Consider the following 16,193-nt stretch of genomic DNA (forward strand, 5'->3'; position numbering starts at 1 on the left):
GCGTAAAAAAAACGTAACGTTTTTATTGGCCATCGCATTAATTGGACCGCCACATTAATTAGCTGATCAAACGACCTAATTGAATTGCGGCGGCGATGTTTCGTGATGAGTTGATTAGATTGCTTTGGGCTTGAGCCAAAACATTATCCAAACTATCGAGCGCCGGAATAATGGGGAATATCGCCAACATGCCGTGCACCAAAATAGCCTCGGCATCTTTACCCAAGCTACCAGCAATACCAATGGTTGGAACCCCGTTTGCGTTGGCTTGTTTCAACACGCCCATGGGTGTTTTGCCAAAGACAGTTTGGCCATCTATTCGGCCTTCACCAGTAATGACTAAATCGGCATTTTTCAGCTTGTCAGCCAGACCAACCGTTTCCATGACAATCTCGATGCCGGGCTTTAAAGTCGCATTAAGAAACACTTTCGCCCCCAAGCCCATGCCACCAGCCGCACCAGCGCCAGGATCGAGTCGATGGTCAGCAAAACCATTCTGCACTAAGAGATCCGCAAAGTGCTCGAGTGTTTTATCTAACAAGGTCACCATTTCTGGCGTTGCACCTTTTTGTGGACCGAAAATAGCGGAAGCACCACGTTCGCCACATAAAGGATTATCAACATCACAGGCAACATCGAAGCGGCATTCCGCTAGAAGAGGGTGCGCTTGGCTCACATCAACCTGACTCAATTGTGCGAGTGCCATGCCGCCAAAGGGCAGTTCTTGATGGTTATCGCCTTGAAATTGAATGCCCAATGCTTGTGCCAAACCGACGCCCGCGTCATTGGTTGCACTGCCACCTAATCCCAAAACAATGTGTTTAATGCCTCGATCTAAAGCATCTTTGATCAATTCACCGGTTCCGAAGCTTGTGGTGTAAAGTGGATCACGCTGATCTCGTGGCACCAAATGTAACCCTGAAGCAGAGGCCATTTCGATCACCGCGGTGGACGATGTTTGACCATCTACAGCCCCTAAAATACCGTATTGCGCCATGACTCTATTACCCAACGGACCGGTCACTTCAAGGTCAACTAAATGACCTTGAGTCGCATCAACCATAGACTGCACCGTGCCTTCACCGCCATCCGCCATCGGGACTTTGATATATTCCGCCTCAGCAAATACCTGACGAAAGCCCGCTTCAATCGCATTCGCTACTTCCAGCGCGGTTAAACTTTCTTTAAAGGAATCCGGTGCAATCACAATCTTCATAGTCAATCCTTGCTGCTGGTAAAAACAGTCTCGTCGATAAAACAGGAAAAGCGGGTTATTGAGCTTTTACATTCACCAATACTCGACCACGTACCTTTCCATCAAGCAATTTATAGGCCGTTTCTACTACGTCTTCCAAGCCAATTTCTTCACAGATGCTGTCAAAGTCTTCTGGTTGCAACAGTTCGCTTAAGCGTTGCCACGCTTCAATACGGTCTGCTAAGGGTCGCATGACGCTGTCAATGCCGATAAGTTTGACGCCGCGCAAAATGAAGGGTGCGACAGAAGCAGGGAAGTCCATACCTTGTGCTAAGCCACAGGCGGTCACTACGCCACCGTATTTTGTACTCGCACAAGCATTGGCTAAAGTGTGACTACCGACACAATCGATGACCCCAGCCCAACGCTCTTTCTGCAAAGGTTTACCTGGCTCGGAAAGTGACTTTCGGTCGATGATGTCGCTCGCGCCAAGACTTTTCAAATAGTCGCTTTCTTCCATTCGTCCAGTGGAGGAAACCACCTGATAACCAAGACGATTCAGTAGTCGAATGGCAAAGCTACCAACACCACCATTGGCGCCAGTGACTAGAATTTCACCAGAGTCGGGCGTAACACCTTGTTTTTCAAGCGCAAGTACCGACAACATGGCGGTATAACCCGCTGTACCTATTGCCATAGATTGCTTAGCGTCTATACCTTTTGGCAGCGGAATAAGCCAATCGCTTTTGAGTCGAGCTTTTTGTGCAAGCCCACCCCAATGCATTTCACCCACACCAAAACCATTCAGTATGACGAAATCGCCTTCAGAGAAGCGATCAGAGTCGCTTTGTAAAACTTTACCGACTAAATCGATTCCCGGCACCATAGGAAAAGAACGCACAACAGGAGACTTACCAGTGATGGCTAAGCCGTCTTTGTAATTTAACGTGCTGTAATGTACTTCGACGAGCACATCGCCTTCGGGTAGCTGATCTTCCTGCAGTTCAACCACAGATGCTGTACTTTTTTTATCTTCTTGGGTGATCAATAAGCCTTTAAACATAAATCCTCCACTTTAGACCGCTCGTCTAGTTAAATAGCTAAAAACTCAGGCTTTGCTGCCTGGTTTATTGTTAATGGGTTTTACTTTGAATCGCTTGGGTAAAAAATCTCATAAACAAGCTTAATGGCTGAGTGCTTTTTACTAATCTAGCTCGATGAACCGCGCCTTCCCAGCCAATCCAAAATGCCTGAGAAGTCTCTTCAATACTGCCTTGTAGATCAATTTCACCTTGTTTTTGGCTTTCTAATAAACAGGTCGCAACCCGAGCTTGCCAGCTTTGATAGGTCGCTTGTAATTGCTCTCGAAATGCTTCGGATAACAGGCTAGATTCTTGTTCCAAATTGCCAACTAAACAGCCACGCTTAAACTCATGACGGACAATGCCGTCTTGGGCGTCTTGAGCGAAACGCTGTAATCGCTCTAACGGAGAAAATACCTCATCGAGCAAAAAATCATCTAACTTAGCTTCAAAATAACGGCGATAACGTTCTAAAACGGCCAAACCAAAGGCTTCTTTACTGGAAAAGTAATGATAGAAAGAGCCCTTTGGCACACCAATCGATTTTAAAATCGGATCAATACCACTGCGGGTAAAACCAGATTCCGTCAATATCAACATACCTGCGCGTAATAAAGCTTCGCGCGTATCTAAAGCGTCTACAGGCTGCTTTTTAGGTCGACCACGACGAGGTTTATTAGGCAAGTTGACAGTGGCATTTAGTTCATCAAGGACAGGGAGCAAGTGATTATACCTAGGCAATAAAATACGATAGGTATCAATTTAGACCACTCGTCTATTAAATTCAAGAAAGTTAATTCAATAACGTGAATTGAAGAACGTAAAAGTCTTATATCACGGCATCTTCTCTTAACTTATCTTTTGTCGGTGGCGCGCCGAAGTAGCGCTTATAGTCTCGACTAAATTGATGCACGCTTTTATAGCCAACTTCTAAAGAAATCTGACTGACATTTAGATGACCTTGGTTTAACAGCATTTGTGCTTTTAAAAGACGTAGACGCTTCAAATACTGCAGAGGAGAAGATCCTGCTATATTTTTAAAGTGATGGTGAAAACTGGAAACACTCATGTTGGCTTCTTCTGCAAGTTGCTCCACCCGAACTTCTTGATCCAGCTGCTGATGTAACTGCTTGAGAGAATTCACTATCAATGAAAAGCGCCCTTGGTTTAACACCAAGGCGCGTAAAGCATCACCTTGTGGACTTTGTAAGGCTTCAAAAATGACCTCTCTAACTCGACTTTGTCCCATTATTTTTGCGGTATACGGATCATGTAACGCTTTGATTAAGCGAGAAACAGATTCAATCATGTCATCACTCATTGGGACGGATGACATAGGAAAATGAGATACAGATGGGTTTAACATCTCTTCAGAAGAAACAGAAACTAACTCGGATAATAAAACAGGGTCTACATCGATAGAGACGCCTAAAAGCGGTTCTTGTTGGCTTGCAAAGGTTTCGCATTCGAAAGGCAGAGGCAGCGTTTGAACCAAGTAGTGACCAGAATTGTAGTGAATTTCACGGTCGCCTAAGTAGCCTATTTTTTGGCCCTGAACAATAATAGTGAGTCCTGGCCGGTAAATAAGAGGCATTCGAGGTAATGATTTTGCGCACTTCATTAGACGGACATTAGCAATCAATGTATCGCAGAAGCCATCCTCGTTCACTAGAGGTTTGATCAAATCTACTAAATTTCTATCGCTCATCTTTGATCCACCCATCTATAAAAATCAATGAGGTTATTATGCATACAAGATTGTGTAGGAAAAGTTAAGTTTCACTAATTTGGAGAAATAGGCAAAACAATAGCAAGAATGCACAACACAAAATAAAGGATTTTACTCTACACTAGGTGTCACGTATTTCATGTTCAAACACTGGAGTAACAATTTATGAGCCAAGCAAAATCCTATGCTGCACTATCTGCAACAACCCCTTTAGCACCATTTTCATTTGAACGCCGCGCTCTTCGTGAAGACGATGTAAACATCGATATTCTTTATTGTGGTGTTTGTCATTCTGATATTCATACAGCGGAAAGTGATTGGGGCCCAAGTAATTACCCAATCGTTCCAGGCCATGAAATTGTCGGTAAAGTGACAGAAGTTGGCAGTAAAGTATCTAAATACAAAGTTGGCGATATTGTCGGCGTCGGTTGTATGGTCGACTCTTGTCAGCATTGTTCCCATTGTGCAGCTGACTTAGAGCAATATTGTGATAATGGCCCAGTTGGAACTTACGGTGCTCACGATTTAATCGACGGTACCTTAACTTACGGCGGTTATTCTGATCATATCGTTGTGCGTGAAAAATTCGTCTTATCCATTCCTGAAGCCTTGGAATTGAGTAAAGCAGCACCTTTATTGTGTGCTGGTATCACGACGTATTCTCCACTTCGTCATCACGGTATTAAAGCTGGTGATAAAGTTGGTATTTTAGGCATGGGCGGCTTAGGCCATATGGGCGTGAAATTCGCCAAAGCCTTTGGTGCGGAAGTGACTATTTTCACTCGTTCTGAAAGCAAAATTGCGGAAGCGAAAAAACAAGGCGCGGATCACGTTATTGTGTCGACTGATGAAGAACAAATGAAAGCGGCAGCGATGACGTTTGATTATTTGTTAGACACCATTCCTGTTCAACACGATTTGAACCCGTACCTTGGTTGCTTAAAAGTCGATGGCACGCACATTTTAGTCGGTCTTATCGAACCAATGGAACCAGCGGTTCATGCGGCGAATTTGGTGATGAAACGTCGTGTTCTTACTGGTTCTTTGATCGGTGGTATCGCAGAAACACAAGAAATGTTGGAATTCTGTGCGGAACACAATATCGAGTGTGATGCTGAGATGATCAATATCCAAGATATTAACCAAGCTTATCAGCGTATGAAAAAAGGCGATGTGAAATACCGCTTCATCATTGATATGAAAAGCTTGAAAGAAGAAGCTTAATCGAGCTTTATAGCTATTTTTTGTTATCTTAAAATAGGTTGATAGTTAAAAAGCGCCTTTGATAGGCGCTTTTTTTGCTCTATTTCTATTCTTCTCTATTTAGAGAGTTAGAGAGTTAGAGAGCAATTACGTTACTTTTTAGCTAATAACTTATTCGCTAAACGCAGCGCATGAGCTGAATGTTCAGCCATCAATTGTTGTCTATCAATCCCAATCGCATGACCATTTTCTACCGTCCATTTTCCCGCGATCATCACTCGATCGGCTTTTTGTGCGCCACATAATAGAAGCGCCGCTAAAGGATCATGACTGCCTGAAAAACGCAGTTCATCAAGTTTAAAAAGCGCCAGATCAGCTTGCTTTCCAACGGCGATTTCGCCAATGTCTTCACGTCCAAGTACCGCTGCGGAACCTTTGGTCGCCCAACGATAAGCATCGAAGTGAGAAACATTGGCGGAACCATAGCGTAATCGTTGAATATATAAAGCTTGGCGAACTTCCATAATCATATTTGAGCCGTCATTTGACGCGGAACCATCAACACCGAGTCCAACCAAGGCGCCAGCTGCTTCTAGTTCATTATTTCGTGCAATACCCGAACCCAGCATCATGTTTGAGGTTGGACAATGGCAAATTCCCACTTTGGCTTTACCTAATCGGCTAATTTCATCCTCATCAAAGTGAATACCATGTGCTAACCAGGTCCTATCATGTAACCAACCGACACTTTCTAAATAATCGACCGTACGCATACCAAAGCGCTTTAGACAAAAATCTTCTTCATCTAGGGTTTCGGCAAGATGAGTGTGTAATCGTACATTTTCGGTTTTTGCTAATTCCGCGCTGCTTTTCATAATGTCTGTGGTGACGGAAAAAGGCGAACAAGGTGCTAAGGCGATTTGAATCATCGCGCCTTCACCTCGTTGATGATGAGCTTTAATCAATCGCGCACTGTCATCAATAATGGTTTTTTCATCCTGAACAGTAGATTGAGGCGGCAAGCCGCCATCTTTTTCTCCCAAACTCATGGAACCACGAGTAAACATTGCGCGCATACCAAGAGACTTAGCAACATCAACTTGCACATCGATGGCATTTTCCATACCGGCGGGGAATAAGTAATGATGATCTGCAGCAAGAGTACAACCGGATTCCATTAATTCCACCATGGCAAGCTTGGTCGCGCTAGCAAGCATCTCCGGCTCTAATTCAGCCCAAAGCGGATAAAGAGTCTGTAACCAAGGAAATAACGCTTTATTAAGAGCATCTGGAAAAGCCCGAGTAAGCGTCTGATAAAAATGATGATGCGTATTGATTAAACCAGGTAAGACAACATGATTAGAAGCATCAAAAATAACATCATAGTGGCTGGTGGGTGTTTTCCCAGCTGCAACCAACTCACAAATTTTTCCATCACGAATCACCACACCATCATCCGCATTGGATGCCAATATCGCTTTAGGTGATTGAATCCAAGTCGCTCGCCCAATCATAGTAATCCTCATCTTTGTCGTTTGATCTGATAAAGATTACTACAAAAGCAAAATAGTTACTCACAGGTGGATATTTTATGAATTGTCTTTCTTTCTCCACAATGACTCACACACCAGCAAAAAGCAGGGTCTAGCGTAATTATTCACATTAGTGATATAAAAAAAATACGCCTAAATGGTTTTTTTTATTTATTTGCTTGTGGATTAAATTTTAAAAAAAAATGCTGAATTTTGTGTTAAAAAACTGATAAATCCTTTTTAAACAACACTTTAATGTATTAACAATACAAAAAAACGCCTGTTGATAAGTGTGGTGATAGGTTGATAAGAAGTTTTGCACAGTTTTTAACAACTTTGGCCTTAAAAATCGACTCTGTATAAGTAGCTGTTTTATACACAGGTTCAGGTTATCCACACCACAAGATAACCAGCCTTGTCTTAACAAGATGTTATCTTTGTAAATATTTAATAAATATAGTTTTTTTATTCTTATGCACAGATATTTGCTTGCTATATAAACATAACAAACATAAAAGAACTTATATACTTACTTAAATATATTAATATTGATGACCGGGGTAAGTGGGTTTCGATCTCTTTCTTTTTGGAAATTTGCCTATATACTAAGCGGCCTCAATCGATGGTTGATCGTTTTTTATTCATTTTTCTATTTATTAGTAATACCGAGGTTCCTGTGGATTTCCCAAGTCGCTTTGATGTGATTGTGGTTGGTGGCGGACATGCCGGTACAGAAGCGGCTTTAGCTGCAGCACGTATGGGCGTTAAAACTTTGTTACTTTCTCACAACATTGAAACTTTAGGACAAATGTCCTGTAACCCTGCCATTGGTGGCATTGGGAAGTCCCATCTTGTAAAAGAAATAGATGCTTTAGACGGCGCTATGGCATTAGCAACGGATCAAGCTGGTATTCAATTTCGTACTTTGAATTCTCGCAAAGGTCCTGCTGTTCGAGCTACTCGTGCTCAAGCAGACCGTATATTATATAAAGCGGCTATTCGTCATAAATTAGAAAACCAAGAAAATCTATGGCTTTTTCAACAATCAGTAGAAGATCTTATTGTTGAAGATGGTGCCGCTCGTGGTGTCATTACTCAAACGGGTATACGTTTTAGTAGTAAAACAGTTGTTTTAACAGCAGGTACTTTTTTAGGTGGTGTTATTCACATTGGCTTACAAAACCATTCAGGTGGTAGAGCTGGAGATCCACCATCCATTGGCTTGGCACAAAAACTACGTGCTTTGCCATTTCGTGTTGATCGCTTAAAAACGGGTACACCACCTCGAATTGATGCTCGAACGGTTGATTTCTCAAAAATGCAAGCTCAGCCTGGTGATGATATTGATCCGGTCATGTCTTACATGGGCAATCGCGCAATGCACCCTCGTCAAATTGAGTGCTTTATTACTCATACCAACGAACGTACACACGATATTATTCGTGCGGGAATGGATAGATCACCTATGTACACTGGTGTGATTGAAGGTGTTGGTCCACGTTATTGCCCTTCTATTGAAGATAAAATCGTACGTTTCGCCGATAAAAACTCACATCAAATTTTTATTGAGCCAGAAGGTTTAACGACACACGAACTTTATCCAAATGGTATTTCGACTTCTTTGCCATTTGATGTACAAATTGAGCTAGTTCGTTCGATGAAAGGCATGGAAAATGCTCATATCATTCGTCCGGGCTATGCTATTGAATACGATTATTTTAATCCGCAAGATTTGAAATATTCCTTAGAAACCAAACATATGCCTGGTTTGTTTTTTGCTGGACAAATCAATGGTACAACAGGCTACGAAGAAGCGGGTGCTCAAGGCTTACTTGCTGGTTTAAACGCAGCTTTGCTTGCACAAGATAAAGATGCTTGGACACCTCGACGTGATGAAGCATATCTAGGTGTACTAGTCGATGATTTGATCAGTATGGGTACAAAAGAACCATACCGTATGTTCACTAGTCGTGCGGAATATCGTTTGATTTTACGTGAAGATAACGCCGACATGCGTTTAACAGAGAAGGGCCGTGAACTTGGCTTGGTATCTGATGAACGTTGGGCTGCCTTCTGCAAAAAACGCGAAGCGATTGAGTTAGAAACACAGCGGCTTAAATCTAGCTGGATTGTGCCAAATACGCCTGAAGCGGATAGCATTAATCCAAAACTAGAAACACCGATTACTCATGAGTACAGTTTATTAGATTTGCTTAAACGTCCGAATATTGTTTATTCCGATATTGCGAATTTGAAAAACGGTCTTGATGAGCCGGTAGATGAGCAAGTTTCTGAGCAAGTTCAAATTGCGGTAAAATACGCGGGTTATATCACTCGTCAAGCAGAAGATATTGAGCGTTTACGTCGTCAGGAAAATACGGCATTGCCTGATGATTTGGATTATTCCAAGATGGAAGGCTTATCAAATGAGATCAAACAAAAGTTGACTCAGTTGCGTCCAGCCACGCTTGCTGCGGCTTCTCGAATCCAAGGTGTAACGCCTGCTGCGGTATCCTTACTATTAATTCACTTGAAAAAACGTGCGATTGCGCGCAAAAGTGCCTAGAATCATCAGCCGATAATCCCTAATTGCTATCTTTATAGAAATGGATCGACTGTGACACACTTTGACACTATTCAAAAAGGCGCCCAACAAATGGGCGCTGCTTTATCTGATGAAACGATTCAGACTCTTGTAAAATACCTAGCCATGCTAGAAAAGTGGAACAAGGCTTATAACCTGACTGCTATTCGTGATGTTGAGCAAATGATCTCTTTGCACTTATTAGACAGTTTGGCGACTTTACCCTTTATAACAGGGGACAATATTATAGATGTTGGTACTGGACCTGGCTTACCTGGTATGGTGCTTGCTATATGTTACCCTGAAAAACGTTTCACCTTGCTTGATAGTAACGGCAAAAAAACACGTTTCTTGACGCAAGTTAAGATGGAATTGGGCATTCATAACGCCACGGTGGCAAATGAACGGGTTGAAAAACACAGTCACCAAGGGGAATACGATCACGTTATTTCTCGAGCTTTTGCTTCATTACAAGATATGATTAATTGGACTTTACCTCTTCCAAAAGAGACAGGTAATTTTCTAGCCATGAAAGGGGTTTACCCTAGTGAAGAAATAGCGGCGCTACCAAAAGAGGTTGGTTTAGTATCTGTAGAGCCTCTTAATGTGCCAAATATTCAGGCGGAGCGTCACATGGTAGTGATGACGCGTAAAGGATAAATCATGGCAAGAATCATCGCAGTTACCAACCAAAAAGGTGGTGTGGGCAAAACCACCACCTGTGTCAATTTAGCGGCATCACTGGCGGCAATGAAGCGCCGAGTATTATTAATCGATTTAGATCCGCAAGGTAATGCGACCACTGGAAGTGGCTTTACTAAAGAAGAGTTAGACACTAGCGTTTACGACGTATTGATTGGTTCTCATGGCGTAAAAGAAGTCATGAAAAAAAGCATGCCTGGAGATTATTGGGTATTGCCTGCAAACGGTGATTTAACTGGTGCAGAAGTGGTTTTACTTGATTTACCGAGTAAAGAAACCCGTCTGCGTGCTGGCCTGTACGAAGTCGACAGTGACTTCGATTACATCTTACTAGACTGTCCACCTGCATTGAATATGCTGACGGTAAATGCTTTAGCCGCTTCTCAAGGTGTATTGATTCCGGTGCAATGTGAATATTACGCGTTAGAAGGGTTAACAGCGTTATTGCAAACGATCAATCGTATTACTCAAGCGTTAAATCCGTCTCTAGAGGTCGAAGGTATTTTACGAACCATGTATGATCCTCGCCCCAGCTTAACGCATGATGTATCTAGTCAACTTCATAAGCATTTTGGCAGCAAGGTTTATGATACCGTGATCCCTCGAAATATTCGTTTGGCGGAATCACCAAGTTACGGTTTACCTGTTTTGCATTATGAGAAACAGTCTCGTGGAGCTATCGCTTACCTCGCCTTAGCGGGTGAGTTTATTCGAAAATCTGTCGCATAATTACTGTTTTATAAGCGTACTTTAATACCAATTAGGGTTAATGAAATGACGATGAAAAAAAGAGGTCTAGGTCGTGGCTTAGATGCATTATTAGCACCACAATCAACTCCAACCAATGAGGCTGATAGTGGCTCTAATAGTGAGCAAATAAAAGGCCTAACTTATTTACCTGTGGATTGGCTTTCTAAAGGTAAATTTCAACCTCGTCGTGATATGAACCCTGCGCAATTAGAAGATCTCGCGGCTTCAATTCGTAATCAAGGTATTATGCAGCCTATTGTTGTACGACCAAGTGGCCACAATCAATATGAAATTATCGCGGGTGAACGCCGCTGGCGAGCTGCCAAATTGGCCGATTTAAAGCAGGTTCCTGTCATCGTTCGTCATGTTGAAGATGCGGATGCCGTGGTTCTTGCTTTGATTGAAAATATTCAACGTGAAGACCTAAACCCAGTAGAAGAAGCATTAGCTCTACAACGTCTAGTTGAAGATTTTCACCTTACTCAACAAGAAGTTGCAGATACCGTTGGTAAATCTCGTTCAACTGTAGCGAATCTATTGCGTTTGTTAGGATTGACGCCTGAAGTTCGTCGTTTGTTAGAACATGGTGATATTGAAATGGGCCATGCGCGAGCTTTATTACCTTTAGAGCATGACAAACAAATTCAAGCGGCGTCACAAGTTGTCACTAAATCCTTGTCTGTCCGTGAGACAGAAAGATTGGTGAAAAACTTCCAAGTTATTGAAAAAAATGAAGATAGCAAACCTATCCTGCCAGATTTAAGTGCAGAAGCAGAACGCATTAGTCAAAAAATTAATGCGGCGGTAAAAATACAACCTTCAGCCAAAGGAAAAGGTAAGTTGGTTATTGAGTACCGTAACCCAGAACACCTAGAACTCTTGATTAGCGAACTGCTTGCAGGGAAATGAAGCAATTCGTGACAAGTACGTTTTTCTATCTAGACAAGATGCCTTGAAAGTGATCGTGTGAATCGGTTTAAGTTGAACAAGGCAGCTATTACCCATATAATGCCTCGAATTTTGTAAATCATCACATTGATTGCACTTTTATAGTGCGAAAAGAGAGTTGGGTAATGGAGACAAAAAAGCCACTAAGCGCGAGTGCAATTATTAGCGCTAAAAAGAAGGCTATATTTCGTTTCCTTTTATTACAATTATTGCTCACTTTTTTAGTTTCTTTGGGAATTTTTTACGTTGCTGGTGGTCTGTATGGGTACTCGTTTATATTGGGCGCTTTAACCAGCATATTGCCGAGTGTTTATATGGCTTGGCGAATCTTTGGTTACAAAGGGACTCGTCCAGCAAAAGATGTCGTTAGATCATTCTATCGAGGAGAAGCCGGTAAGTTGGCTATGACAGTGGTTTTATTGTCGCTGGTTTTTCTTCTGATAAAACCATTAGCTGCAGGGGCTTTCTTTGCAGGTTTTGGCGGTGCAATTTTGAGCCATTGGCTCAGTCCTATCGTGCTAAGAAATACCTAGTACGGTAGGCAATAGGATTTTAATCATTGAGAGAGCGTGGATATAAGTATGGGTATTGAAAGTCCAACAGCTTCTTCATATATAAAGCATCACCTTCAGAATTTGACCTATGGTCAACATCCTGATGGAACATGGGGTCTTGCCCATGATGCTAAAGAAGCAGCAGATATGGGATTCTGGGCAATTCATGTAGACACTATGGCAATTTCGATTGCTTTGGGTTTCTTGTTTTTATGGTTGTTCCGTAAGGCCGCAAAGAAAATTTCGACAGATACACCGACTGGACTACAAAACTTTGTAGAACTTATGGTTGAGTTTGTTGATGGCAGTGTTAAAGAAACCTTTCATGGTAAGAGTAAGGTCATTGCGCCTTTAGCACTTACTATCTTTGTTTGGGTTTTCTTGATGAACTTCATGGATTTAATTCCTGTTGATTTCTTGCCTGCTGTAGCTCAAATGATTGGTACTTCAGTGTTTGGCGCTGATCCTAATCATGTGTATTTCAAATTTGTTCCAACAACAGATATTAATGCCACATTAGGCATGTCACTTTCTGTTTTTGCTTTGATTGTTTTCTACAGCATCAAAGTGAAAGGCATAAGTGGTTTTGTTGGTGAACTGACGTTACAGCCATTTGGCAAATGGATGATCCCTTTCAACTTATTACTTGAAGGTGTTGGTCTACTTGCGAAACCTGTTTCATTAGCATTGCGATTGTTCGGTAACTTGTATGCTGGTGAATTGATCTTTATTTTGATTGCTATATTGCCTTGGGGCCTACAATGGGCTCTGTCTGTGCCATGGGCGATCTTCCATATTTTGATCATCGTGCTTCAAGCCTTCATCTTTATGATGTTGACTATCGTCTACTTAAGTATGGCGCACGAAGATCATTAATAGTGTGTTCTTTAAAGTAATAATTTTTTAAACCTTATCTAAAACTGTGAAAATGTAGGAGTTAAAATGGAAACTGTAGTTGGTCTTACTGCGATCGCTGTAGCCCTTCTAATCGGTCTAGGTGCCCTAGGTACTGCGATTGGTTTTGGTATTTTGGGTGGAAAATTCTTGGAAGGCGCTGCGCGTCAACCAGAAATGGTTCCAATGCTGCAAGTTAAAATGTTCATCGTAGCGGGTCTTCTAGATGCCGTAACTATGATCGGTGTAGGTATCGCATTGTTCTTCACTTTTGCGAATCCTTTTGTTGCTTTGGTCGCTGGTTAATATTCTGCAAAACTTTGCGGGAATGATTTTTAAACGACTAAAAGCGAGGGTATTAGCGTGAACTTAAATCTCACACTTCTAGGCCAAGCTATCTCGTTTGCTATTTTTGTCTGGTTCTGCATGAAATATGTGTGGCCACCAGTTATTGCTGCGCTCGAAGAGCGTAGCAAAAAAATTGCAGACGGTTTGGAAGCAGCGAACCGTGCTTCACGTGACCTTGAGTTGGCACAAGAACAAGCCTCTCAAATATTACGTGAAAGCAAAGAGAACGCGGCCGAGATTATTGAACAAGCCAACAAACGTGCGAACCAAATGGTCGACGAGGCAAAAGAGCAGGTGATTGCCGATGGCAAGCGTCTGCGCGAAGCAGCTCAAGCAGAGATCGAACAAGACGTTATGCGTGCTAAAGAAGCATTGCGTGCTCAAGTTTCCGTTCTTGCATTTGCTGGTGCCGAGAAGATTTTGGGAGCCACCATTGACGAAAAAGCACATAGCGAGATCGTTGAACAGCTCGCCAAAGAGCTTTAAGCGAGGGTCTAATGGCTGAATTAAAAACAGTCGCGCGACCGTACGCTAAAGCGGTTTTCGAAGTTGCTAGAGAGCAAGGTCATATTTCAGAGTGGGCAGATATGTTAAACATATTAGCTGCTGTGACTGTTGAACCTAAGCTTAAAAAAGCACTTGGGAATCCAGCTTTTAGTGCGGAAGAGAAGGCAAACGCTCTAGCGGACGTTTGTGCAGAAGTAACAACAGAACAAGGCAAAGCATTTTTGCTAGCTCTTGCTGTGAATAAGCGTTTATCGCTTCTTCCTGCTATTTCTGAGTTATTTTTACAGTTCAAACTGAATTTCGAAAAAGCCGTAAATGTTCAATTTACGTCTGCATTTGAATTAACAGCAGAACAAACACAAGCATTAGCCGCTTCACTGGCTAAAAAGTTGGACCGTACAGTCAACTTAACCAGTGAAACAGACGCAAGCCTAATTGGTGGCGTGGTTATTCGTACAGGTGACTTAATCATCGACGGTTCAGTACGCGGTAAATTAGCGAAACTGGCCGAGGCGATAAACTCCTAGCGTTTCGTTAAATCGAAACCAGGGTTGAGGAATTTAGCATGCAGCAACTGAATCCATCTGAGATCAGCGAGATTATCAAGAAGCGCATCGAGAACCTCGATGTATCTTCTGATGCCCAAAATGAGGGCACAATTGTCAGCGTGGCAGACGGTATCGTTCTGATCCACGGCTTGGCAGATGTTATGTACGGGGAAATGATTGAATTCCCTGGTGGTATTTACGGTATTGCTTTGAACCTAGAGCGTGACTCTGTCGGTGCAGTAGTACTTGGTAAATACCAAGACCTTGTAGAAGGTCAAAAAGTTAAATGTACAGGTCGTATATTGGAAGTTCCAATCGGTCCTGAATTGCTTGGTCGTGTTGTTGACGCATTGGGTAACCCAATCGACGGCAAAGGCGCTATCAATGCAAAACTAACTGATAAAGTTGAAAAAGTGGCGCCAGGCGTTATCGAACGTCAGTCAGTTGATCAACCGATTCAAACAGGTTACAAAGCAATTGACGCTATGGTGCCAATTGGTCGTGGTCAACGTGAGTTGATCATCGGTGACCGTCAGATTGGTAAGACTGCATTAGCAATTGACACCATTATTGCTCAGAAAGATTCTGGCATTAAGTGTGTGTACGTAGCGATCGGTCAGAAACAATCTACAATTGCTAACGTCGTGCGTAAGCTTGAAGAAGCTGGCGCAATGGAATACACCACAGTAGTAGCAGCTGGCGCATCTGATCCAGCAGCAATGCTTTACATAGCGCCATACACTGGCTGTACTATGGGTGAATATTTCCGTGACCGCGGTGAAGACGCATTGATCATTTATGATGATTTGACCAAGCAAGCTTGGGCTTACCGTCAGATCTCTTTGCTTCTACGTCGTCCGCCAGGTCGTGAAGCCTACCCAGGTGACGTATTCTATCTTCACTCTCGTCTTCTTGAGCGTGCATCACGTGTAAACGTTGATTACGTAGAGAAATTCACTAATGGTGAAGTGAAAGGCAAAACGGGTTCTTTGACCGCATTGCCAATCATCGAGACTCAAGGTGGTGACGTATCTGCATTCGTACCAACCAACGTTATCTCCATCACAGATGGTCAGATATTCTTGGAAACGAGCTCGTTTAACGCCGGTATTCGTCCAGCGATGAACGCAGGTATTTCGGTATCTCGTGTAGGTGGTGCAGCACAAACTAAGATCGTCAAGAAACTTGGCGGTGGTATTCGTCTTGCATTGGCTCAGTACCGTGAATTGGCGGCTTTCGCTCAGTTCGCATCTGACCTAGACGAAGCGACTCGTAAGCAGTTAGAGCACGGTAAACAGGTTACTGAACTGATGAAACAAAAGCAGTTCTCTCCTATGTCTGTAGCTGATATGGGCGTAGTTCTTTACGCTGCTAATGATGGCTTCCTTGAAGATGTTGAAACAAGCAAAATTGGTAGTTTTGAAACTGCTTTGTTGAGCTACATGAACAGTGAACACACTGATCTTATGGCTGACATTAACAAAACTGGTAATTTTAACGGCGAGATTGAAGCGACCTTTAAAGCGGCAATCGAGAAGTTTAAAGCGACGCAAACTTGGTAATGAGTTTGGTGACAAGCGATTAAAGCTTGTCACCACTTTCTTGCAGTTTGTGAAA

Annotated in this window: 16 protein-coding genes; 11 read left to right on the plus strand and 5 right to left on the minus strand. The window is 42.6% G+C overall.

Features of this window, described 5'->3' with window-relative positions; translation table 11 throughout:
* Positions 1 to 58: 58 nt before the first annotated feature.
* The 4 genes from CCS02_RS07185 to CCS02_RS07200 all read right to left on the minus strand — a co-directional run bounded on the left by CCS02_RS07185 (position 59) and on the right by CCS02_RS07200 (position 3,985).
* A complete protein-coding gene (locus tag CCS02_RS07185) occupies positions 59 to 1,216 on the minus strand; it encodes a glycerate kinase (RefSeq protein WP_100187229.1) in 1,158 nt (385 codons plus the stop codon).
* Positions 1,217 to 1,271: 55 nt separating this feature from the next.
* Positions 1,272 to 2,258 carry an acrylyl-CoA reductase (NADPH) gene (acuI, locus tag CCS02_RS07190; RefSeq protein ID WP_100636225.1) on the minus strand — a complete coding sequence of 329 codons (987 nt, stop codon included), beginning with the start codon at positions 2,256 to 2,258 and terminating at the stop codon, positions 1,272 to 1,274.
* A 70-nt stretch (positions 2,259 to 2,328) separates the two neighbouring features.
* Positions 2,329 to 3,000: an acrylate utilization transcriptional regulator AcuR gene (gene acuR, locus CCS02_RS07195; protein WP_100636226.1), complete on the minus strand. Its 672-nt coding sequence runs from the start codon at positions 2,998 to 3,000 to the stop codon at positions 2,329 to 2,331.
* A 106-nt stretch (positions 3,001 to 3,106) separates the two neighbouring features.
* Positions 3,107 to 3,985 carry an AraC family transcriptional regulator gene (locus CCS02_RS07200; protein WP_232728839.1) on the minus strand — a complete coding sequence of 293 codons (879 nt, stop codon included), beginning with the start codon at positions 3,983 to 3,985 and terminating at the stop codon, positions 3,107 to 3,109.
* 186 nt (positions 3,986 to 4,171) lie between these two features.
* On the opposite strand from CCS02_RS07200, the gene CCS02_RS07205 reads away from it, so the two are divergent.
* Positions 4,172 to 5,230, plus strand: coding sequence for an NAD(P)-dependent alcohol dehydrogenase (locus CCS02_RS07205; protein ID WP_100187232.1), 1,059 nt, complete (start codon positions 4,172 to 4,174; stop codon positions 5,228 to 5,230).
* 131 nt (positions 5,231 to 5,361) lie between these two features.
* On the opposite strand, the gene CCS02_RS07210 is transcribed toward CCS02_RS07205, so the two are convergent.
* Positions 5,362 to 6,723 carry an 8-oxoguanine deaminase gene (locus tag CCS02_RS07210; RefSeq protein ID WP_100636228.1) on the minus strand — a complete coding sequence of 454 codons (1,362 nt, stop codon included), beginning with the start codon at positions 6,721 to 6,723 and terminating at the stop codon, positions 5,362 to 5,364.
* 694 nt (positions 6,724 to 7,417) lie between these two features.
* On the opposite strand from CCS02_RS07210, the gene mnmG reads away from it, so the two are divergent.
* From mnmG to atpA, 10 genes are all read left to right on the plus strand, one after another.
* Complete coding sequence (mnmG, locus tag CCS02_RS07215; RefSeq protein WP_100636294.1) at positions 7,418 to 9,307, plus strand: tRNA uridine-5-carboxymethylaminomethyl(34) synthesis enzyme MnmG; 1,890 nt, start codon at positions 7,418 to 7,420, stop codon at positions 9,305 to 9,307.
* Positions 9,308 to 9,358: 51 nt separating this feature from the next.
* On the plus strand, positions 9,359 to 9,985 hold the full coding sequence (gene rsmG, locus CCS02_RS07220; protein WP_072839327.1) for a 16S rRNA (guanine(527)-N(7))-methyltransferase RsmG: 627 nt from the start codon (positions 9,359 to 9,361) through the stop codon (positions 9,983 to 9,985).
* A gap of 3 nt (positions 9,986 to 9,988) precedes the next feature.
* Entirely contained in the window at positions 9,989 to 10,756 is a 768-nt protein-coding gene (locus CCS02_RS07225; RefSeq protein ID WP_012072131.1) for a ParA family protein, read from the plus strand.
* 45 nt (positions 10,757 to 10,801) lie between these two features.
* On the plus strand, positions 10,802 to 11,686 hold the full coding sequence (locus tag CCS02_RS07230) for a ParB/RepB/Spo0J family partition protein (protein ID WP_100636229.1): 885 nt from the start codon (positions 10,802 to 10,804) through the stop codon (positions 11,684 to 11,686).
* Positions 11,687 to 11,850: 164 nt separating this feature from the next.
* Complete coding sequence (locus tag CCS02_RS07235; RefSeq protein WP_072839329.1) at positions 11,851 to 12,258, plus strand: ATP synthase subunit I; 408 nt, start codon at positions 11,851 to 11,853, stop codon at positions 12,256 to 12,258.
* 48 nt (positions 12,259 to 12,306) lie between these two features.
* Entirely contained in the window at positions 12,307 to 13,155 is an 849-nt protein-coding gene (gene atpB, locus CCS02_RS07240) for a F0F1 ATP synthase subunit A (RefSeq protein ID WP_072839330.1), read from the plus strand.
* A 66-nt stretch (positions 13,156 to 13,221) separates the two neighbouring features.
* The gene (atpE, locus tag CCS02_RS07245; protein ID WP_012072127.1) at positions 13,222 to 13,479 is read left to right on the plus strand and encodes a F0F1 ATP synthase subunit C; all 258 of its coding nucleotides are present in this window, start codon (positions 13,222 to 13,224) and stop codon (positions 13,477 to 13,479) included.
* A gap of 57 nt (positions 13,480 to 13,536) precedes the next feature.
* Positions 13,537 to 14,007: a F0F1 ATP synthase subunit B gene (locus CCS02_RS07250; RefSeq protein WP_012072126.1), complete on the plus strand. Its 471-nt coding sequence runs from the start codon at positions 13,537 to 13,539 to the stop codon at positions 14,005 to 14,007.
* Positions 14,008 to 14,018: 11 nt separating this feature from the next.
* Entirely contained in the window at positions 14,019 to 14,555 is a 537-nt protein-coding gene (locus CCS02_RS07255; RefSeq protein WP_100187237.1) for a F0F1 ATP synthase subunit delta, read from the plus strand.
* A 38-nt stretch (positions 14,556 to 14,593) separates the two neighbouring features.
* A complete protein-coding gene (atpA, locus tag CCS02_RS07260) occupies positions 14,594 to 16,138 on the plus strand; it encodes a F0F1 ATP synthase subunit alpha (RefSeq protein ID WP_072839332.1) in 1,545 nt (514 codons plus the stop codon).
* The last annotated feature ends 55 nt before the right edge of the window (positions 16,139 to 16,193 follow it).

Origin of the sequence: Marinomonas sp. ef1 (assembly GCF_002806845.1) — a bacterium.
In the GTDB taxonomy this organism is placed as follows: Bacteria; Pseudomonadota; Gammaproteobacteria; order Pseudomonadales; family Marinomonadaceae; genus Marinomonas; species Marinomonas polaris.

Coding starts and splice junctions, on each gene's coding strand:
- CCS02_RS07200 (WP_232728839.1), bottom strand. CDS start 3,985: ATGAGCGATAGAAATTTAGTAGATTTGATCAAACCTCTAGTGAACGAG.
- CCS02_RS07255 (WP_100187237.1), top strand. CDS start 14,019: ATGGCTGAATTAAAAACAGTCGCGCGACCGTACGCTAAAGCGGTTTTC.
- CCS02_RS07230 (WP_100636229.1), top strand. CDS start 10,802: ATGACGATGAAAAAAAGAGGTCTAGGTCGTGGCTTAGATGCATTATTA.
- acuI (WP_100636225.1), bottom strand. CDS start 2,258: ATGTTTAAAGGCTTATTGATCACCCAAGAAGATAAAAAAAGTACAGCA.
- atpB (WP_072839330.1), top strand. CDS start 12,307: ATGGGTATTGAAAGTCCAACAGCTTCTTCATATATAAAGCATCACCTT.
- CCS02_RS07210 (WP_100636228.1), bottom strand. CDS start 6,723: ATGATTGGGCGAGCGACTTGGATTCAATCACCTAAAGCGATATTGGCA.
- CCS02_RS07235 (WP_072839329.1), top strand. CDS start 11,851: ATGGAGACAAAAAAGCCACTAAGCGCGAGTGCAATTATTAGCGCTAAA.
- CCS02_RS07185 (WP_100187229.1), bottom strand. CDS start 1,216: ATGAAGATTGTGATTGCACCGGATTCCTTTAAAGAAAGTTTAACCGCG.
- CCS02_RS07225 (WP_012072131.1), top strand. CDS start 9,989: ATGGCAAGAATCATCGCAGTTACCAACCAAAAAGGTGGTGTGGGCAAA.
- atpA (WP_072839332.1), top strand. CDS start 14,594: ATGCAGCAACTGAATCCATCTGAGATCAGCGAGATTATCAAGAAGCGC.
- CCS02_RS07205 (WP_100187232.1), top strand. CDS start 4,172: ATGAGCCAAGCAAAATCCTATGCTGCACTATCTGCAACAACCCCTTTA.
- atpE (WP_012072127.1), top strand. CDS start 13,222: ATGGAAACTGTAGTTGGTCTTACTGCGATCGCTGTAGCCCTTCTAATC.